Raw genomic sequence first — 21,073 nt, 5'->3', positions numbered from 1 at the left:
CTTCGATCCGGGAGGCTGGGACTGAGGCACCAACGGCTCAGGCGACCGCCTCGTCGAGACGCGCCGCCTGCTTGTCCTTCAGCGGGCCGATGACGGACAGCGAAGGACGCCGTCCCAGTACATCGCGCGCCACCTCGCGCACCTCGTCCGGGGTGACCTCCGCGATCCGCTCGAGCATGTCGTCCACCGACATCTGCTCGCCCCAGCACAGCTCGCTCTTGCCGATCCGGTTCATCAGCGCGCCGGTGTCCTCCAGGCCCAGCACGGTGGAGCCGGAGAGCTGGCCGACGGCGCGCCGCAGCTCCTCGTCGCTCAGACCGTTCTCCGCGACCTGGACGAGCTCGTCGCGGCAGATCTTGAGGACGTCGTGCACCTGGTTCGGGCGGCAGCCGGCGTAGACGCCGAAGAGCCCGCAGTCGGCGAAGCTGGAGGTGTAGGAGTAGACGCTGTAGGCGAGCCCGCGCTTCTCCCGGACCTCCTGGAAGAGCCGGGAGCTCATCCCGCCGCCGAGCGCCGTGTTGAGCACCCCGAGCGCCCAGCGGCGGTCGTCGGTGCGCGGGATGCCGGGCATGCCGAGGACGACATGGGCCTGCTCGGTCTTGCGGTTCAGCAGCCCGACCTTGCCCGCCGTACGGATCGCACGGGTGCCGGCGCGCGGGGCGACCGGGGCCGCGTCGGTGTGGGACAGAGCGCCCGCCCTGTCGAACGCGGCGTGCACCTGGCGTACGACGTCGTCGTGGTCCACATTGCCCGCGGCGGCGACGACCAGGTGCGTGGGGTCGTAGTGCTTCCGGTAGAAGCGGGCGATCTGGTCGCGGCCCAGGGCGTTGACGGTGTCGACGGTGCCCAGGACCGGGCGGCCGAGCGGGGTGTCGCCGAGCATGGTGTGGGCGAACAGGTCGTGCACGCAGTCGCCCGGATCGTCCTCGGTCATCGCGATCTCTTCGAGGACGACACCGCGCTCCGCGTCCACGTCCGCCGCGTCGATCACCGAGCCGGTGAGCATGTCGCAGACGACGTCGATGGCCAGCGGCAGATCAGTGTCGAGCACCCGCGCGTAGTAGCAGGTGTACTCCTTGGCGGTGAACGCGTTCATCTCGCCGCCGACCGCGTCGATGGCCGCGGAGATGTCCAGCGCGGAGCGCCGCCGGGTGCCCTTGAAGAGCAGATGCTCCAGATAGTGGGTGGCTCCGCCGAGCGTACGGGTCTCGTCGCGCGAGCCGACGTGCGCCCAGATGCCGAAGGTGGCCGAGCGCACGGAGGGGAGGGTCTCGGTGACGACGCGCAGGCCCCCGGGGAGGGTCGTCCTGCGGACCGTGCCGATGCCGTTCTCGCCCTCGAGAAGCGTTTGGGTACGGGCGACGGCCCGCGCCTCCGAGGAGGTGCGGGCCGTCGTGCCGTCGTCGCGGGACGTCACTTGGCGGCTTCGTCCTTCGTCTGGGGCTTGGCCTCGGCCTGGGACTCGTCCGCGTCCGCGCCCTCCTCGTCCTCGATGACCGGGATGAGGGAGAGCTTGCCGCGCTGGTCGATCTCGGCGATCTCGACCTGGACCTTGGCGCCGACCTTCAGCACGTCCTCGACGTTCTCCACGCGCTTGCCACCGGCGAGCTTGCGGATCTGCGAGATGTGCAGCAGGCCGTCCTTGCCCGGGAGCAGGGAGACGAACGCACCGAAGGTGGTGGTCTTCACGACCGTGCCCAGGTAGCGCTCGCCGACCTCCGGCATGGTCGGGTTGGCGATGCCGTTGATGGTCGCGCGGGCGGCCTCGGCGGCCGGGCCGTCGGCGGCACCGATGTAGATGGTGCCGTCGTCCTCGATGGTGATGTCGGCGCCGGTGTCCTCCTGGATCTGGTTGATCATCTTGCCCTTGGGGCCGATGACCTCACCGATCTTGTCGACCGGGATCTTCACGGTGATGATCCGCGGCGCGTTGGGGGACATCTCGTCCGGGACGTCGATGGCCTCGTTCATCACATCGAGGATGTGCAGCCGGGCGTCACGGGCCTGCTTGAGGGCCGCGGCCAGCACGGACGCCGGAATGCCGTCCAGCTTGGTGTCCAGCTGGAGCGCGGTGACGAACTGCTTGGTGCCGGCGACCTTGAAGTCCATGTCGCCGAACGCGTCCTCCGCACCGAGGATGTCGGTGAGGGTGACGTAGTGGGTCTCGCCGTCGATCTCCTGGGAGATCAGGCCCATGGCGATGCCCGCGACCGGGGCCTTCAGCGGCACACCGGCGTTGAGCAGCGACATCGTGGAGGCGCAGACCGACCCCATGGAGGTCGAGCCGTTGGAGCCGAGCGCCTCGGAGACCTGGCGGATGGCGTACGGGAACTCCTCGCGCGTCGGCAGCACCGGCAGCAGCGCCCGCTCGGCCAGGGCGCCGTGGCCGATCTCGCGGCGCTTGGGGGAGCCGACGCGGCCGGTCTCACCGGTGGAGTACGGCGGGAAGTTGTAGTTGTGCATGTAGCGCTTGCGGGTCTCGGGCGCGAGCGTGTCCAGCTGCTGCTCCATGCGGAGCATGTTCAGCGTGGTGACGCCCAGGATCTGGGTCTCGCCGCGCTCGAACAGCGCCGAGCCGTGGACCCGCGGAATCGCCTCGACCTCGGCGGCGAGCGTACGGATGTCCGTGACGCCGCGGCCGTCGATGCGCTTCTTCTCCTTGATGACGCGCTCGCGGACCACGGACTTGGTCAGCGCGCGGTACGCCGCGGAGATCTCCTTCTCGCGCCCCTCGAACTGCGGCAGCAGCTTCTCGGCGGCCACGCCCTTGACGCGGTCCAGCTCGGCCTCGCGCTCCTGCTTGCCCGCGATGGTCAGCGCCTGGGCCAGCTCGTCGCGGACGGCGGCGGTGAGCGCCTCCAGGACGTCGTCCTGGTAGTCGAGGAAGATCGGGAACTCGGCGGTCGGCTTGGCGGCCTTGGCGGCGAGGTCGGCCTGCGCCTTGCACAGGACCTTGATGAAGGGCTTCGACGCCTCCAGGCCGGCGGCGACGACCTCCTCGGTGGGAGCCTCGGCGCCGTCCTTGACCAGCTGGATGGTCTTGTCGGTGGCCTCGGCCTCGACCATCATGATCGCGACATCGCCGTCCTCGAGCACCCGGCCGGCGACGACCATGTCGAAGACGGCCTCCTCCAGCTCGGAGTGGGTCGGGAAGGCCACCCACTGGCCCTTGATCAGGGCGACGCGGGTGCCACCGATGGGCCCGGAGAAGGGCAGCCCGGCGAGCTGTGTGGAGCAGGAGGCGGCGTTGATCGCGACCACGTCGTAGAGGTGGTCGGGGTTGAGCGCCATGATCGTCTCGACGACCTGGATCTCGTTGCGCAGGCCCTTCTTGAAGGACGGGCGCAGCGGGCGGTCGATCAGACGGCAGGTGAGGATCGCGTCCTCGGAGGGGCGGCCCTCACGGCGGAAGAACGAGCCGGGGATGCGCCCCGCCGCGTACATCCGCTCCTCGACATCGACCGTGAGCGGGAAGAAGTCGAGCTGGTCCTTGGGGTTCTTGGAAACGGTGGTGGCCGACAGCACCATGGTGTCGTCGTCCAGGTAGGCCACGGCCGAACCGGCGGCCTGACGGGCCAGACGGCCCGTCTCGAAACGGATGGTGCGGGTGCCGAAGGTGCCGTTGTCGATGACCGCTTCAGCGTAGTGGGTCTCGTTCTCCACCAGGGAAATCTCCTCTTCTGCGTCCCTCGTCCGTGTGACGGTGGACGGTGGTGGAGCAGCGCCCCGGGCCTTACTGGCCGGCAGCCGGGCCGGTCTTCGATCGAAGCCACCGGAATTGCCAGTTCCGGGAGCCACTACCGAGGACCGGCTCCTGTGGCGCCGGTGCGGCGGGAATGAGGCGCTCCTCCTCGTTCGTTATGGCGTTGTTGGGACCAGACTACAAAGCTTCGGCCGTCATCACGACGGCTGTGCTGTCCAGCCCCTACGGTACGTAGCGATGGCGCTACGCACCGGCGCGAAGACCGTACGGGCCGCCATTGGCTCACCTTTGGCTGAAACCGTACGGCGCCGCGTATGGCAAAGGGAGCGGCCCCCGTCGCGGGAACCGCTCCCTCCTTGCCGTCTTACTTGGCGCCCGCCGCACCGCGGCGGATGCCCAGGCGCTCGACCAGCGCACGGAAGCGCGTGATGTCCTTCTTCGCCAGGTACTGGAGCAGCCGGCGGCGCTGGCCGACCAGGAGCAGCAGACCCCGGCGGGAGTGGTGGTCGTGCTTGTGGGTCTTGAGGTGCTCGGTCAGGTCGGAGATGCGGCGCGTGAGCAGCGCGACCTGGACCTCGGGAGAGCCGGTGTCGCCCTCCTTGGTGGCGAACTCGGTCATGATCTGCTTCTTGGTAGCGGCGTCGAGCGACACTCGGTACTCCTTGCTTTCGTCATCAGCCGCCGAGTGCCCCTGGTCGTTGTCTCAGGGGATCTTCCGTGACTCGGGAGGCGGGGTCCGCTGGGCGCTGTCTCCCGAGACTGAGGGCCTCCGGGGACGCGTACGCAAACGGCCAGGACACAGGGTACCAGCGTCTTGGTGGGGGGGCGTGTGGGGGTGGGCCGCGGCGGGGTGTCCAGGGTTGGAGGACGGGGTCCGGGGTCAGAGGACGGGCATGGCGGTGAGGGTGCCGTTGTGCAGCATGAAGACGCGATTGTCGGCCGCGGCCAGCGCCCAGCGGCCCTCGGTGCCCTGGGTGTAGGGCCAGGCGAGGCTTCCGCCACGGATGTCCACCGCCGCGACGCCTCGTGAGCCGGCCTCCCCGGCGCCCGCCCAGACACTGTTCCCCGCGATCACCGGGGCGTCCCGCGAGCTGTCTTCGGAAGCGAACGTGAGCGTCCAGGCGTCCGTTCCGTCGTCCGTACGGCGGGCCGAGAGATCGGTGGCGTCCACGGCGTAGACGACGTCCTTCGCGACGACGGCTGCGCTCCAGCCATGCCCGCCACTACTGGGCCGCGCCCACTTCTTCTCGCCCGTGGACAGCGTGAGCGCGGTAAGGGAGCGGCCGCCCAGGTAGACGGTGCCGTCCGCGACAGCGGGGGCGAGGGCCGTGGTCCCGTACCGTGCGGGTCCCCAGACGGTCTTCCCACGGGCGGCGTCGACCGCCACGACCTGGCCGTCTCCACCGCAGACCACCAGATGGCCGGCGGCCGCCGCGGCCGCCGCCGGGCTCTTCTCGGAGGTCTTCACCGGCGAGGGCACCGACCACAGGTGCGTGTGCGACGTCAGCGCGACGGCCCGCAATTCACCACCACGGGTGGCGACGTAGACGGCCTTGTCGTCCACCGCGAGCAGCGTCGCCGCGTCCGCGGTCGGCGCCTTCCACCGCTCCTCGCCGTTCCGGGCGTCCAACGCGTGCAGCGCGCCCTTGCCGTCGACCGTAAGGATGGTGTCATCGGATACGGCGAGGAGGCGCCCGGTCAGTCCGGCTGCCCCGGAGGTCCAGCGGGCCCGGCCGGTGCGGACGGCGTAGGCCCGTAGGCGGCCGCCCTCGGCCGGGGCCACGACGACGTCATGAACAGGAAGCGGGGCGGGCGTCCGCGCATCGGCGACGCCGATGGATCCGAGGCTCACGGGGCCCCACAGGGGCGACGGGGCAGTCCCCTCGTCGTAGTGGGTCAGCGGCTCGGCCTCCCAGGGCCGCCCGCCGGCCTCCGCCTCGTCGCCGCGCAGCAGCCACCACGCGACCCCTCCGCCACCCGCCGCGAGCACGGCGCCGCCCGCGGCGAGCGTCCCGATGAGCCGCCGCCGGGAGGGGCCCGTCCGGTCGCCGGGCAGGGCGGCCATGCGCCGGGCGTCCGCCTCGCGCCGCGCGATGTCCTGCGCGAGCGGTCCGCTCCTCCAGATCCGGTCCGCGCCCCGGGGCGGTGCCAGCGCCCGGCCGATCCATTCGAGACCGGGCCGGGCCCCGGGGTCCTTGGCCAGACAGGGCTCGACCAGGGGCCGCAGCGCCCCGGGCACCGCGCCCAACTCCGGCTCACCGTGCACCACCTGGTACTGCACGGCGGCCACATGGCCGCCCTCGTAGACCGGCCGTCCGCCCGCCGCGTAGGCGAGGACCACTCCGAGGGAGAACACATCGCCCGCGGGGCCGGTCCGCTGCCCCAGGACCTGCTCGGGCGGGGCGTAGCCGGGGGTGGCGACGGTCTGTCCCGTGGTGGTCAGCGTCAGCCCGTGCTCGGGCCGGGCGATCCCGAAGTCGATGATCCGGGGGCCGCGGGAGGTGAGCACGATGTTGGACGGTTTGAGGTCGCGGTGGACCAGCCCGGCTCCGTGGATGTCGTGGAGCGTACGGACGAGCGCGGCTCCCAACGCCCTTACGGCGGCCTCCTCCAGGGCCCCGTACCGCTCCACGGCCTGGTCGAGCGTGGGCCCGGCGAGGAACTCCGTGGCGATCCACGGCCGCCCGCCCTCGGTCTGCGCCGCGAGCACCCGGGCCACCCCGTCGCCCCGCACCGCCTGGGCCGCGTGCGCCTCGCGCACGAAACGCTGGGCCATATGGGGGTCGTGGGCCACTTCGGGCCGCAGCACCTTGATCGCCGCGATCCGGCCCCCGGAATCCCGCCCCAGGTAGACCTGGCCCATGCCGCCCGCACCGAGCACGCCGGTGAGGCGGTACGGGCCGAGGCGCAGCGGATCGCCGGTGCCGAGAGGGTTCATGGACGGAGGCTCCTAGGGGTGGGACGGCGCGACGGGACGAGTCCGGGGCCCGGTCATTCGAGGGGGATGGCGCATACGGTGGAGCCGCCCGCGATGATCAGCCGGCCGGCACTCCGATGGACCGTCATGGTGGGGTTGAGCGAGCCCATGGCGGTGCCGGGGCCCTGGAACGTCCAGGCCGCCTTGTGGCCGCGGAGGTCGATCGCCGCCGCCCATTGGTCGGTGCCGACGTCGGGGAAGGCGTAGAGGTACCTCGTGCCGAGGGCGGGCGGAGGCTGGAAGTTGAGCGCGGGACCCGTGCCCTTCGTCTGCTCCCACAGCAGTTTTCCGCTCCTGGCGTCCACGGCGACCAGGCCGGTGCCCGTCTCCAGGCTGTAGACCACGCCGTCCTTGAGCAGGGGCGGTCCGTATCGCGCGGAGTCCGGCTCGTCCTTGTCGCCGGCCTTACGGCCCTCTCCGAACCGCCAGACGACCTCGCCGTCGGAGAGCCGCACGGCGAAGAGATCCTTCCCGCCGGTGAAGAGGAGTCCGCCCGAGAAGGTGTGGCGCTGCGTTCCCGGGAGGATGCGGTAGCTCTCCTTGGCCAGCATCTTCGACCAGCGGCGCCTGCCGTCGGCGGCGCCGATCACGGTGACCCGCTCGCGGAAGGAGAGCACGAGCGAGGAGCCCGCGGGGGTCGCGAGGGGGTCCTGGAACTCGGGGGTGTCGCTGGCCCGGCGCCACCGCTCCTCCCCCGTGCGTGCGTCGATCGCCACACGCACGAGGCCCTTACGGCTCGTCCCTTCCAGGAAGACCGCGTCCGATGTGGCGGCGAGCAGCCGTACGTCGTCGACCTCCAGGTCCTTGACCGTGGCGAGCGGGGTCCGGAAGTTGCCGGTCCCAGGATCGACCGGGGCGATCCGTACATGATCCGCGCTGGAGTCACAGGCGAGCAGCCGCCGGCCGTCGGAGACGGCGTGCTGTGCCTTCGTCACGAGGTCGTTGGCGCCGCGCCTGGCTCCGGTCCCGGGGTCGATCCAGTACAGCCCGGTGTCGGCGATGATCGCGGTGTGGTCCCCGGCGACGAGGACCGCGCATTCGGCCATGGAGGTGGTGGAGGGCGGGGTGAACTTCCAGGACATGCGCGGCGGGGTGCCGGGCGGACGTGCAGGGGACGCGGGCGCCGGGGCCGCGGTACCGCTCGCATCGTCGTCGGGGCGGAGCCAGGCCCACGTGGCGGCAGCCGCGACGGCCGCGACGGCTCCGCCACCTCCGATCGTGACGGCCTTACGGCGGGAGATCCCGGAAGTCCCGCGCGGCCTGTCCGCACCGGCCGTGGTCTCCTCGTCCACCGGCGCGGGCGTCCTGGACGGTTGGATCTCCCATACGGCCGTCCCCAGCCGGGCTATCTCCGCCAGGACGGGGTCCGGCAGATGATCGGCGAAGTGGCCTCCCCCGACGTGCAGCAGCGACCCGAGCTCGGCCGTGCCGGGCCGCCGCCGGGGATCCTTGGCGAAGCACGGTTCCAGTACGGTGCGCAATCCCCCGGGCAGCCCGGACAGGTCGGGGTCGGTGTACCGCACCCGGTAGAGCAGATCGGCGGGCTGTCCGCCGCCGAAGGGCGGGCGGCCGGTGGCCGCGAAGACGAGCACTCCGGCGAGGGCGAACACATCGCCCGCGGCGGTGTGTTCACCACCGGAGACCTGTTCCGGCGACATATAGGCGGGCGTTCCGGCCGCAGCGCCCGTACGGGTCAGCCGGTCGTCGCCCACCGCGCGGGCGATGCCGAAGTCGATGACCTTGGGGCCGAGTGCGGTCAGCAGGATGTTGGAGGGCTTGAGGTCGCGGTGGACCACATCGGACCGGTGCAGCTGGGCGAGCGCGTCGCACAGGGCGGCTCCCAGCGCCCGTACGGCTCGCTCGGACAGGGCGCCACAGAGCGCGACCGCGTCGTCCAGTGGCGGGCCGAGGACGTATTCGGTGGCGAGCCAGGGGGTCGGGGCGAGCGGGTCCGCGTCGATGACCTGCGCTCCGTGCCGTCCACCGATGACCCGCGCGGCATCGGTCTCCAGCCGGAAGCGGGTGCGGAACTCCGCCTCTGCCGCCAACCGCGCGTGCATGGTCTTCAGCGCGACCGTACGGCCGCCGGATGAGCGTCCCAGGTACACCGTGCCCATGCCGCCGCTGCCCAGCCGGGCGACGAGGGTGTACGGGCCGAGGCGCTGGGGGTCGTCATGGGTGAGGGGATGGGCCATCGTCATCAGTCCACCGGCAGTGCGTAGAAAGCTTGGTCGTTCCTGACGAGGGCCACACCGGGCGCGGTGAGGACGGAACCGCTGAGGGCCCCGGCCGACGCCCCCTCGGCCGCGGGGGCGAAGCGCCAGCGCAGTGAGCCGTCCGCCGCGTCCAGCGCCTCCACCTCCGAGGCGTTGACCTGGAAGACGGTCCGGCCGGAGTGGCTCAGCGCTGTTTCGCTCTCCGACATGGGGGAGGCCGCGTCGACGGCCGCCCGGCGGCGCCAGAGAAGCCTGCCGTGGGTCACGTCGATGGCGTAGGTGACGGCGCCGCCGTCGGTCACGTAGAGCGTCCGGCCGTGCAGCGCGCCATCGGTGTACATGAAGTCCTCGCAGCTGAAGCGCCATCGCCTGCGGCCCGTGGATATCTCGTGGGCGGAAATGACGTCCGAGGCGAAGGTGATCAGGAGGTCCCCGGAGACGATCTCCGTCGGATCGTCCGCGACGGTGAGGACGCCTTTGTAGGTCCGCGTCCACAGCTTGGCACCGTCGCGCCGGCCGAGGGCCAGATAGGTCCAAGGGGTGTTGGGCGCGGACTCGCTGCGGTTCGACAGCAGGAGGGAGTCCTCGCGGAGCACCGCGGAGTGTTCCTCGGAGCCACCGAATCCGCCGGGGACCGGGGTGCGCCACCGCTCCTTGCGGGTCTTGAGGTCATAGGCGACGACGGTGGCGGTCTTCTCCTCGTCCTGGGCCAGGAACCAGAGGGTCCTTCCGTCGGCCGCCAGCGGATAGCGGAAGCGCTGGCGCTTCTCGCCGTCGTAGGCCCGCTCCACCCATCTGACCCGCCCGGTGCGCGCCGACAGGGCGATGAGCTCCCTGATTCCCGGCTTCAGCACAAGGTCACCGCCGAGCGAGCTGAGGTCGCCGACACCCCAGACGTTGTCACGGGTCCACATCTTCTTTCCGTCGCGGACCCTCACCGCCGTCACCTCGCCCGCACCCGGCAGAAGCAGGTGGCTGTCTCTCCAGAGCAGTGGCGGGCCGTCGATCTCGGTCTCGATGCGACGGCGCCACAGCGGAGCGGGGGCGACCCCGCGCAGGGCGAGGGGCTCGGGCGGAGCGGGCGGATCGTCCGTCGCGGCCCGCCACAGGGCCGTTCCACCGATCCCCAGGGCCAGTCCCGCGGCGCCGGTGAGGGCGGTGACGGCCACGGAGCGCCGGGACGGCCGTCGGCCCGCGGCAGGCGGGTGGCCGGCGGGCCCTGGGAGGTCCGGTGGCGGGACGTCGGCGGGGTGGTGTGCGGCCTGCTCGGCGAGGGCCGCCTCGACGGCGTCGGGCACGCGTCCCGGGGAGACGGGTGCCGGAGTGGAGCGGAACTCCCGTGCGAGCGTGGCGGGTTGGGGGCGGTGTGCCGGGTCCGGGGAGAGGCAGGCGGCGACGGGCCCGCGCAGCGCCGGAGGCAGGGCGGCGGACCCGGCGTCCCTACGGCCGGTCGCGGCGTAGGCCAGCACGGCACCCAGTGCGTAGACGTCACCGTAAGGGCGCGGCGGTTCACCGGCCCGCTGTTCGGGGGGCAGCGCGGCCGGGCTGCCGTGGGCTGTGGCCGGGTGGCTGGGGTGTGAGGTCGCGGAGCGGCCTCCGTGGGGTGCGGCAGGGCGGGTGCCGGTGGCGGCCCGGACGAGCCCGTAACCGGTCAGCCGGGGGCCGTCCCGCGTCAGGAGCACGGCCTGTGGCGAAATCCCGGCGTGGACGAGGCCGTTGGCGTGCGCGACCGCGAGGGTTTCCGCGAGGGCCGCGCCCAGTGCGCGCACGGTGTCCTCGGGGAGCGGCCCGCCGTGCGCGGCCAGCGCCGCGGGCAGCGTCACGGCGGGGAAGCAGTCGTGGGCGACCCAGGGAAGCTGCGCGTCGGGCGGGGCGACGTCGACGACCGGAGCCGCCCAAGCGCCACGCAGCCGACGGGAGTTCTCGGCCTCGGCCCGGAACCGCACCCGGTATCCGGCGTCATCGGCCGACTCCGCCGGCGGCAGCGTCAGGACGACGGTACGGCCCGTTCGCCCGTCGCGGGCCAGGCAGCGGCGTGCGTCATCGGCGTGCCCGGGCACATCCAGGGTGGCGAGGATTCGATACGGGCCGATCCGCTGTCCCCCGTCGTGGTCGGTGCGCCGTGGAGTGTCGTGATCGGTCCGTCCCGTCCGACGGTCCAGAATCGGCGGTTCCATGCGTCCTTCCTAATCGAGCGGCAGCGCGTAGACGCTTCCGCTCCCGGCGACGACGACCCTGCTATCCGTCAGCGCGACCTTACGGCGGGACGATGGGGAGCGCGGGCCCGGATCGGCACCGGCGTCGGTGAACCGCCACAGCAGGGAGCCGTCCTCGGCGTCGAACGCGTCCACCTCGGCGTCACCGGCCATCAGCACCCTGCGCCCAGCCGGGCTGACCAGGGCGTCGGGCGTGCGCGGCGCCACGAGCGCCTTCAACACAAAGCCATAGACGCGCTGCCACCGGATCTCACCGGTGGCCGCCTCGATCGCGTGGAGAGCGAAACCACCGTCGGCGACATACGCGGTCTTCCCATGGACGAGGGGAAGCCCGAAGTCGGCGGGACGGCCCTTGGGCCCCTTCCCCTTGGAACCGACCGACCACAGGGCGGCCTTGTCCCTGTCCGCGTCGAAGCCCCGCAGGGTGGTTCCGAGGGCCGCGATGAGGGTGCGACGGGCGTCGGTGGTGACGAGCCCCTTCGTGGTCAGGCCCGGATAGACCCGCTGCCACAGCTCCTTCCCGCGGTCGCGGCTGAGCGCGACGGCCTTCTTGGTGCCCGCCCCCTCCCGGTCACCGCCGGCCATCACCACGAGCGCGTCCTTCAGCAGATGTCCCTCGTTCAAACCCGCCGCGAGGGGTCCGCGCCACAACTCCGCGCGTTCATGGACGTCATAGGCGACCACGACACGGTCTCCGGTTCCGCGCTCGCCCCTTACGGTCGCCGTGAACCAGACCGTGCCCCCGTCCACCGCGAGCAGCCCCGTGAAGGAGCTCCGCGCACCCTGCCGGAAGTCGCTCGAACGCCAGCGGACCCGACCGGTCCGCGGCTCCAGCGCCACCAGCCCGTCCCCGGGGACGACCAGCGCGTCCCCATCGGCCACCCAGGGCTGCCCCGCCGGGCGCAGTCCATCGCGCGTCCACAGCCGCTTGCCCGTACGGAGGTCGATCCCGACGACCGCCCGCTTCCCCGTGAGGACGGCGACCGCGTCGCGCCAGATGAGCGGGGCGTACATCGACGCCACCCCTTTGACGTCGTAGCGCCACAGGGGGGTGGGCGGCGCGCCCGGAAGCCGGCGGCTGGGGCGGTGGGCGGCGAGGCGCTGGGCTTGCGTGAGCGGTGCGGGCGCGTCCGGGGCCGTCGCCAGCCACGTGGCCCCGCCGCCTACGGCGACTCCGGCCGTACCGCCGGCGACGCCCAGCAGGAGGCGGCGCCGGGAAGGGCTGAGGGAAGGGGCGAAGGCCTTCCCGGACGAGGCGCCTCCGGTCCTGGCCGCGGCCCCGGCCTCATGCACCGGCCCTGGCCCGGGGGCAGCCGAAGGCGCGGCGCCGCGCTCCGGCCACGCCCGGTGCGCGGCGGCGCCCGTCCCCACCGGCACATCCGCCGGCGCCGGGGACGGCACCTCGGCCGGCTCGATCTCCGCCGCCAGCACCGCCGAGGACAGCTCGGACAGCGCGGCGATCACCCGCCCCGGCAGCCATCCCGGCCCCAACGCTCCCGCGGCCCGGCTGATGCCACCGGAGCCGTCCAGGGCGGTCGATCCCGGCCCCGGTCCCGCTCCCCACGCCGCGCCACCGTTCGGGCCCGCGGATCCCGCGTCGACAACCGTCGGCGGGGCACCCGCGGGCGCCCTCACCGCATTTGGCGGAAGGGGGACGCGTACGCCGCGCATCAGCTCGTCCAGCAGCGCCCGCGCCGTCGGCCGGTCGGCCGGATCCCGGGCCAGGCACCGGGCCACGGCGCCCCGCAACTCCTCCGGCAGATCCTCGGCGTCCGGCCGCCGTCGCCCGGCCGCCGCGTACGCCAGCACCGCGCCCAGCGCGAAGACATCACCCAGCGGCCGCGGCCGCCCGCCCGCGGCCTGCTCCGGCGGCAGGGCGTCGTCCGCCAGCCCCGGGAGCCCCGCCCGCGCCTCACCGTCCGCAGCGGCGGCCCGCACCGCGCCGTAGCCCACCAGCCGCGGCCCGTCCCCCGCCAGGAAGACCGTGCCCGGTGCGACACCCGCGTGGGCGAAGCCCGCGGTGTGCACCTCCGCGAGCGTCTCGGCCAGCGCCGCTCCCAACGCCCTTACGGTGCGCACGGGAAGCGGACCCCCGTTCGCCTCCAGCACGGCGGGCAGCGACAGCATCGGCAGGAACGGCGTGGCGCTCCAGGGCTGCCCGGTGCCCCCGCCTGAAACCTCGACAACGGGAGCGAGCCACAGCGGAGGCCGCCCGCCGCCCAGAAGCCGCGCGTTCTCCGCCTCCGCCCGGAAGCGCTCCCGGTACGCGACGTCGTCCACGAGCTCGTGCGACGGTGCGGTGACGACGACCGTACGGTCCCCCGCCGCGCTGCGCGCGATGAAGTGGCGCTCCACAGCGGGGACTTCATCCGCGTCTGGCCCCAGTCGCGCAATGACGTGATACGGCCCGAGCCGCCGCGGATCGCCCTGACTCAGCGGCTCCACAAACGCCCCCTGCGACCGCGGGGACGATCCGGGCGGCCGGGACGGCGTACCGACTCGGTCATGGCTCCGCTTCTCCGCGTGCTGTAGTCCGCACTCATGTGGAAGGCCCCCCGCCTTCGATCCATCCCTCGCCCCGTCCGCGTTACGCGCGCGGCGCCACCCTACCGGGGCCCTTGTCGCCATGTTCGATTGCCGCGTCACGCGCTGTGGACAACACTGTGAGACGTGGCGGGAGGCCGGGCGCAGTGGCCCGCTCCTCGCCTTCCGCCCAGAGGCCGGGCGGGATGTCATCCGCGGTATCCGAAGGGGTTCTCCACCAGTGGCCGACGCCAAAGAGAAGGAAGAGCTGTACGCCCTCGACATTTCCGGTGTCGAGTGGCTCAGCGCACCTGGCAGCACCTCCGAAGACCGGGTGGAGATCGCCTACCTGCCGAACGGGGCAGTGGCCATGCGGAATTCCACTGACCCCGAGACCGTGCTGCGCTACACGGAGGCCGAGTGGCGCGCCTTTGTGCTGGGCGCGCGGGACGGCGAATTCGACTTGAGCTGAGGAGCATGAGGGGCCGATGTGCCTGAACGAGAGGGTGGTCGCCGGTCGGCGGCCGCCCTTTCCGGCGGTGGTCGGCGCTCGGCTCACCCTCAGGAGCCGAAGGCCATGATGAGCTTCTCGCTGGTGCCCTCGGTCCCCGTTATGCGGTTCGAGGCGATGTAGAAAATGCCGTTCCGGTAGTCGTGAGTGGCGGAGTAGAAGCCGTTCTCCGCCTCGCGGGTGGCCTGGGGCAACTTCAGCACGGTTTTCGGCTTGTCGCCGTCCGGGCCGATCCTGACGACCAGACCGGCCTCGTCGTATGAGGGCTCCTCATAGGCGACCAGATTCTTGCCGTCCATCCTCAAGGGAAGCAGCATCCGACCGGCCACCTTGGCCGCCCACTTCCTCTTCCCGCTGTCCAGGTCGAAGGCGTGGATCTCGCTCGTCGAGCCCCCGGCGCTGTCCTGGGTCATCTCCGTCGGCAGGTAGAAGGTGTCCATGGAGGCGGCGACGCCCTGACAGCTGCCCAAATTGGTGCCGAAGAGATCCGTTCCGCACAGCGGCTGATAGGACTGCTTCCCCACGGCCAGGGTCGACCGCTCCTTGCCCCTGTCCGATATGGCCAGGATGCCGCCGGCCTTGCGGTCCTGGTCGCTCAGAGCGATCACAACGGGGCTGGTGGAGAAGATCTTGTCGACCTTGTAGCCCTTACGGACGACATAGGTCCATGTGATCGTGCCGTTCGACGCCACCTTTTGCAGCTTGGCGGTGCCATTGGTGCAGGAGTAGGCGCGCAGCAGCGCTTTCCCTCCCGCGTAACCGTCGACGGAGCAACCCGGGCTCGGCTTTTCGAGAGCGACCTCCTTACCGTCGCGGACCTTGATGACGGCCGAACCGCCGAACCAGGACATGCCGACGAGATCGCCGCTCTGGGCCATGCCCATGTTGGTGTGGCCGCCGCCGAAGGATCCTTCCTCGGGCGCGTCGTGGTCCCAGACCTTGACCCCCTTGTCCAGGTCGATCAGGGCGAGTTGGCTGCACGAGTCCTTTCCGTGCCCCTCGTAGGCGACCACGACCTCGCCGTCGGTCGTGGAGTTGGGCGCGGCACAGACGGCCTTGGGCAGGGAGAGCGTCCACTTCTTCGTGCCGTCGTCCTTGTACGCGACGATCTTGTCTTCGACCGCCTTGACCACATATCCCTTCATCGCCCAGAAACCGGGCACATCGAGGCCCTTCTTGGATACCTCGGGCGCGGGCGTTTGGTAGAGGACCTTCGCCTCGCCCGCCCGGCGCACGTCGTTGGGGTCGCTCTCGCTTTCGCCACGGTCACGGCCGCCGGTGCTCTCACCCTTTCCGGTCGGCGCGGGGGTGGGGTCGTGCCGGTCCTGACCAGCGGGGGTGGTCGTCGAGGCAGCGGTGGGCTTCTTGTCGTCGTCACCACCGCTCACCGCCGCGTACACCCCGCCGCCCGCCGCGAGCAGCACCGCCACGGCCGCGCCGATGACGACGGCCTTGCGTCTGGTGTTCCGGCCGCTGCCTCCGCCCCCGGAGGGAAGCGTTCCGTAGGGCTGACCGGGCGGTGGGGTGTACATACCGCCGTACCCGGGCCCACCCTGCGCGGAGGTGTACGGGTTCTGTGCGTACGGGTTGGCGGAGTCGGCCCGGGGAGGGGCCGGGACTCCGGGCACTGCCGGAGGGCCCGATGGCAACGCGCCCGTGTCCCATATCTGCGGCGGAGTACGGCCCGTCGGTGGACCCGCCGGAGGCGCCGGAGGGACGGCCGGCGGCGCGGGCGGACGAGGCGGGACCGGGCGCCGCGGTGATGTACCGGAGCCGTCCTCGGACGGCTCGCCGCCCTGACGGGGATCCTGTGGCGCGCCGAAGCCGCCGGACGGTGGCTGGTCGGGGGGCTGGGGCGGCTGCGACATCAGCGCTTACCTCTTCGGCGAGTCCACTGGAAGATCCCGCTCTGCGATGACATTCCGGGAACGGGAAATCTTTGTATCACCGGACGCTCAGTTCTCGGCCCTCCAAGTTTCATGGATGGACGGCGCAGGAGCCACCGTGCACGGCGCACGACGGTCTTCTCCCTCTCCAAGCCGTGGAGATTTCCTGTTCATACGCACGACACGCCGGGGTGCCACCACATGGTGACACCCCGTGTCGATAGGCTCACCGGGCTCGGGGAATCGCGTCGCCGGAGCGCCGGTGCGACGCCATCACGGATCTCGCTCCTTGCACGGGAGACCACAGAAGGGGGATTGACCACCCGGTGAGCCAGATTCTCGTCAAGCGTCCGCCACGGGCGCTGCCGCCGACCGTGCCCACGGACGAAGTCGAGCTCAGCTCTCCCCCCGAACTGCCGCGCGGCGAGCAGCAAGGACTGCTGACGCAGTTGGTGCCCCTGCTCGGCATGAGCGGATCGATGGTCTACTTCTTCAACTCGGGCGCCGGTCCGTTCATGCGCGTCATGGGCTGGCTGATGCTGGCATCCACCCTCGCGACCGTCGCCGCCCAGATCGTGCGTTTCCGGCGCGGGACGGAGGGCCGGGCGGCGGGCGTACGCCGCGACTACCTGAGGTACCTCGCGCAGATGCGCCGCGGTGTCCGCCGTACGGCCCGCGCACAACTCGAGGTGCTGCTCTATCTGCACCCCGCGCCCGACCAGCTCTGGGCGGTGGCCGCGGAGGGCAGCCGGGTGTGGGAACGCAGGGTGGGCGACGAGGACTTCGGACAGGTCCGTATCGGGGTCGGTCCCCAGCAGCTGTCGACACCTCTGGTGGCCCCGACCACGGCGCTGATCGAGGAGCTGGAGCCGCTCACAGCGGGCGCGATGCAGCGGTTCCTGATGCTGTACGGCGCGGTGGACGGGCTACCGGTCGCGGTGTCGTTGCGCCGCTTCTACCACTTCACGGTGTCCGGCGACCCGGCCACGGCACAGGGCACCGCACGCGCGCTGGTGTGCCAGCTGGTCACCCTTCACTCGCCGGAGGACCTGGCGGTGGCGGTCCTGGCCGACGGGCGGGAAGCGGTCGCACGCTGGGAATGGACCAAGTGGCTGCCGCACTCCCAGATCCCGGGGACGCTGGACGGGGCGGGCACCCGGCGGCTGTTCTGCCGGGACGCGCTCGAACTGGAGGAGCTTCTGGCGGCGCACGGTTCGGACGGCCAGGGCAGCCCGCTCTCCGAGCGCCCCCGATTCGCCCCGGACGGATCGCCCGTCCTGGACGCGCCTCACCTGCTCATCGTGCTGGACGGCGGCACCGTCCCGCCGGACTCCCTGCTGGCGAGCGCGGATGGCGTCCAGGGCGTCACCGTCGCCGAAGTGGTGTCGGGGGAACTGGACGAGCCGCGCGGCAGCCTGTCGCTCGACGTACGCCCCGGAAAGCTGTTCCTGGAGTCCGCCGCGGGACTGGTCTACGAAGGCGAGCCGGACGTACTCCCCCTGGAGGCGGCCGAGGCCCTGGCCCGCCAGCTCGCACCACTGCGCGTCGGCGCCGGGGGCAACGACGAGCCGCTCCTGGACGAGCTCGACTTCACCGATCTACTGGACCTCGGCGACGCGTCCTCCGTGGACGTGGCCCGGACCTGGCGGCCCCGGACGGCGAGCGAACGCCTGCGGGTGCCCATCGGGGTCGGCGAGGACGGTGAACCGGTGATGCTGGACCTGAAGGAGGCGGCGCAGGGCGGTATGGGCCCACACGGTCTGTGCGTGGGCGCGACCGGCTCCGGAAAGTCCGAGCTGCTGCGCACACTGGTCCTGGCGCTCGCCGTCACCCACTCCTCCGCGCATCTCAACTTCGTCCTGGCGGACTTCAAGGGCGGTGCGACTTTCACCGGCATGGCCGACCTGCCGCATGTCTCGGCGGTCATCACCAACCTCGCGGACGACCTGACGCTCGTGGACCGTATGGAGGCCTCGATCCGGGGCGAATTGCAGCGCCGTCAGGAGCTGCTGCGTGCCGCGGGCAACTACGCCAATGTCCACGACTACGAACAGGCGCGGGTCGCGGGTGCGCCCCTGGAGCCGGTCCCATCGCTCGTGCTGATCATCGATGAGTTCAGTGAACTGCTCAGCGCCAAACCGGACTTCATCGAAATGTTCATTCAGATCGGCCGCATCGGCCGGTCGCTGGGCGTCCATCTGCTGCTGGCCACCCAGCGGCTGGAGGAGGGGCGGCTGCGCGGTCTGGACACCTACCTGTCGTACCGGCTCGGCCTGCGTACCTTCTCCGCCGCGGAGTCACGTGCCGTGCTGGGCGTGCCGGACGCTCACCATTTGCCGTCGCTGCCCGGTTCCGGCTATCTGAAGTTCGGTACGGACGAGATGGTGCGTTTCAAGGCCGCCTACGTCTCGGGCCCGTACCGCACCGCCGAGGCGCCGGCGAACGACGGGGCGGGCGGCTCGCGGCGAATGGACCGCCGGCCGACCCTCTTCACGGCCGCCCCGGTGCCGGTCTCCTATGCCGCGCCCGCACCCGCAGCCACGACGGCTCACCCGAGCGACGCGCTGCCGGACACGGTCCTGGACGTCGTCGTCCGGCGTCTGGAGGATCAGGGGCCGGCCGCGCACGAGGTATGGCCCCCGCCCCTGGACACCTCCCCCGCTCTCGACGAACTGCTGCCCTCGCTGGCCGTCTCGCCGGCGCGTGGTCTGCATTCGCCGGACTACGCGGGGTCGGGCGGGCTGGTGGTCCCGGTCGGGCTGGTCGACAAGCCCTTCGAACAGCGGCGCGAAATCCTCTACCGCGACTTCTCGGACGCCGCGGGCCATCTGCTGGTGGTGGGCGGCCCGCAGTCCGGGAAATCCACCCTGCTGCGTACGCTCATCGCGTCCTTCGCGCTGACCCACACCCCGCACGAGGTGCAGTTCTACTGCCTGGACTTCGGCGGCGGAGGCCTGAGCGGGATCTCGGAGCTGCCGCATGTCGGCGGAGTGGCGTCACGTCTCGATCCGGACCGGGTGCGCCGTACGGTCGCCGAGGCCACCGGAGTGCTGAGCCACCGCGAAGAGTTCTTCCGCACGCACGGCATCGACTCCATCGCCGGCTACCGCAAGCGGCGGGCAGCCGGTGAGCTCCCTGACGAGGTCTGGGGGGACGTCTTCTTGGTCATTGACGGCTGGGGCACCTTCAAGCAGGAGTACGAGCAGTTCGAGGGCGTCGTCATGGACCTCGCGACGCGAGGACTGGGTTACGGCGTCCATGTGGTCTTGTCGGCCACTCGGTACATGGAGGTGCGGGCCGCGCTGAAGGATCAGTTCATGAACCGTCTGGAGCTGCGTCTCGGCGATCCGCTGGACTCGGACTTCGACCGTAAGGTGGCGGCCAACGTCCCGGTCGGCGCGCCGGGTCGCGGCCAGATCCCCGAGCGGCTGCACTTCCTGGCCGCGCAACCGCGGATCGGAAGCGCCCTGCGGGCGGAGGCGGACGGACGGACAGCCGACTCGTCAGTGACAGAGCCGGCCACGACCGGCACGACCGCGTCGTCGTCGCCGTCGCCGTCGGTACGGACGCCGGGAGGGCCGGCGTCGACCGGACCGACGCCGACGGGACCGACGTCGGCCGGACCAACGGCGGCCGGACCAACGGCGGCTGGACCGACGCCGCCCGGACCCGCTGAATCGACAGCGGCCCTGGTTCGCGCCGTCACCGCCCACTGGACCGGCCCCCGGGCCCCCGAGGTCCGCGTCCTCCCCCGCGAACTCCCCTCCGACCGCCTCCCCAAGAGCTTCGAGAACCCGCACCTCGGTCTGCCGATCGGCATCGACGAGGACCGCATGGAGCCGGTCTTCATCGACTTCGATTCCGATCCGTTCTTCGTGGTCTTCGGCGAGAGCGAATCGGGCAAAACCTCTCTGCTACGCCTGCTTGCCGAGCAGATCAGCCAGCGTTACACCCCCGACGAGGCGCGGATCATCGTCGGCGACTACCGCCGTACGCTTCTGGAAGCGGTACCGGACTCCCATCTCCTGGAGTACGCCCCTGCCGCCCCAGCGCTCGAAATGCACATGGACGCCCTGAGCACCCTCATGGAACACCGAGCCCCCGGCCCGGAGGTCACCCCGCGGCAACTTCGCGAGCGCAGTTGGTGGAGCGGCCCGCAGTTCTTCGTCATCATCGACGACTACGAGCTGGTCGCCACGAGCGCCGGCAACCCTCTCGACTTCCTGACAAAGGGGCTGCCGTACGCCCGCGACGTCGGTGTCCGCCTGATCATCGCTCGCAACACGGCCGGCGCCTCACGCTCCTCGTACGAGCCCTTCATGCAGCGCGTCAAGGAACTCGGCGCCCAGGGCGTCATCCTCTCCGGCGACCCAGCCGAAGGAGACCTCCTCGGCAAAACCCGCCCTCGCCGCCTCCCTCAGGGGCGCGGCACCCTGATCACCCGCAAGGGCGGTGCCCGGCTGGTGCAACTGGGCTGGCTGCCAGGTGAGTTATGCAGCGAATAACCCGTCGCGGCCGTGCGCCCCGCTCCACGACGCGATATGTTTCACAAGTATTGACCTTTCATAAACGAGGTTGACGTGGTGTCAGGGGGGATCGTGTCGTTCGACGAGCAATGGGCAAGTTTCCGCACACAAGCGGCGGAGCGCCAGGCGACCCGCATGCAGATCAACGCATTCCATGACGGCGGCGCCGCGGCGCCGAAGGAGAAGCTCAAGGTCACGCCGAAGATTCTCCGCGAAATGGCCGACAAGACCGACGACACGCGCCGGAACTTCACGGAAGCTGACAACCAGGCCATGAAAGAGACCGGCCAGGTCAAGGACAGCCTCAAAGGGTTCGACTGCGCCGTTGCTTTCGACACGTTCGAGGAGCGGTGGCGGGACCAGATGCGCTACGTACATGGGCTACTCGAACACGGCGTCGCGGGCGCCCTGCGGAACGCCGCCGCGGAATTCCAGATCGGCAACAAGGGCACCGCCGATAAGTTCAGGGACGTCGATGGGAACAAACGCGTGGCCAGGTAGCAGGAATCTGAGGC

At 71.4% G+C, this 21,073-nt stretch carries 11 protein-coding genes; 3 read left to right on the top strand and 8 right to left on the bottom strand.

Going from position 1 to position 21,073, the window contains the following annotated elements:
• Positions 1–37: 37 nt before the first annotated feature.
• The 7 genes from ACT2CW_RS48125 to ACT2CW_RS48095 form a co-directional block, all read right to left on the bottom strand.
• Complete coding sequence (locus tag ACT2CW_RS48125; RefSeq protein ID WP_445521168.1) at positions 38–1,417, bottom strand: M16 family metallopeptidase; 1,380 nt, start codon at positions 1,415–1,417, stop codon at positions 38–40.
• Positions 1,414–3,663 carry a polyribonucleotide nucleotidyltransferase gene (locus tag ACT2CW_RS48120; protein WP_445521167.1) on the bottom strand — a complete coding sequence of 750 codons (2,250 nt, stop codon included), beginning with the start codon at positions 3,661–3,663 and terminating at the stop codon, positions 1,414–1,416. Before ACT2CW_RS48120 ends, ACT2CW_RS48125 begins: the two co-directional genes overlap by 4 nt.
• 404 nt (positions 3,664–4,067) lie before the next feature.
• Positions 4,068–4,355, bottom strand: coding sequence for a 30S ribosomal protein S15 (gene rpsO / locus ACT2CW_RS48115; RefSeq protein WP_020868053.1), 288 nt, complete (start codon positions 4,353–4,355; stop codon positions 4,068–4,070).
• A 228-nt stretch (positions 4,356–4,583) separates the two neighbouring features.
• Entirely contained in the window at positions 4,584–6,641 is a 2,058-nt protein-coding gene (locus ACT2CW_RS48110; RefSeq protein ID WP_445521166.1) for a serine/threonine-protein kinase, read from the bottom strand.
• A 53-nt stretch (positions 6,642–6,694) separates the two neighbouring features.
• Positions 6,695–8,875, bottom strand: coding sequence for a protein kinase domain-containing protein (locus tag ACT2CW_RS48105; RefSeq protein ID WP_445521165.1), 2,181 nt, complete (start codon positions 8,873–8,875; stop codon positions 6,695–6,697).
• Between the two features lie 5 nt (positions 8,876–8,880).
• Positions 8,881–11,073: an outer membrane protein assembly factor BamB family protein gene (locus tag ACT2CW_RS48100; protein ID WP_445521164.1), complete on the bottom strand. Its 2,193-nt coding sequence runs from the start codon at positions 11,071–11,073 to the stop codon at positions 8,881–8,883.
• Between the two features lie 9 nt (positions 11,074–11,082).
• The gene (locus ACT2CW_RS48095) at positions 11,083–13,467 is read right to left on the bottom strand and encodes an outer membrane protein assembly factor BamB family protein (protein ID WP_445521163.1); all 2,385 of its coding nucleotides are present in this window, start codon (positions 13,465–13,467) and stop codon (positions 11,083–11,085) included.
• 409 nt (positions 13,468–13,876) lie between these two features.
• Here ACT2CW_RS48095 and ACT2CW_RS48090 point away from each other — a divergent pair, with 409 nt between their 5' ends.
• The gene (locus ACT2CW_RS48090; protein ID WP_069873995.1) at positions 13,877–14,107 is read left to right on the top strand and encodes a DUF397 domain-containing protein; all 231 of its coding nucleotides are present in this window, start codon (positions 13,877–13,879) and stop codon (positions 14,105–14,107) included.
• An 89-nt stretch (positions 14,108–14,196) separates the two neighbouring features.
• Here ACT2CW_RS48090 and ACT2CW_RS48085 read toward each other — a convergent pair whose 3' ends face one another.
• Positions 14,197–15,774: an outer membrane protein assembly factor BamB family protein gene (locus ACT2CW_RS48085; protein ID WP_445521162.1), complete on the bottom strand. Its 1,578-nt coding sequence runs from the start codon at positions 15,772–15,774 to the stop codon at positions 14,197–14,199.
• Between the two features lie 584 nt (positions 15,775–16,358).
• Between ACT2CW_RS48085 and eccCa the strand changes: the two genes are divergently transcribed.
• Both eccCa and ACT2CW_RS48075 read left to right on the top strand, forming a co-directional pair.
• Positions 16,359–20,537, top strand: a complete 4,179-nt coding sequence (eccCa, locus tag ACT2CW_RS48080) for a type VII secretion protein EccCa (RefSeq protein ID WP_445521161.1) — start codon at positions 16,359–16,361, stop codon at positions 20,535–20,537.
• 93 nt (positions 20,538–20,630) lie between these two features.
• Positions 20,631–21,059, top strand: coding sequence for a hypothetical protein (locus ACT2CW_RS48075; RefSeq protein ID WP_445521160.1), 429 nt, complete (start codon positions 20,631–20,633; stop codon positions 21,057–21,059).
• Positions 21,060–21,073 lie beyond the last annotated feature (14 nt).

It is taken from the genome of Streptomyces sp. NEAU-174 (assembly GCF_052665095.1).
This window is presented reverse-complemented; position numbering and strand designations above follow the sequence as displayed.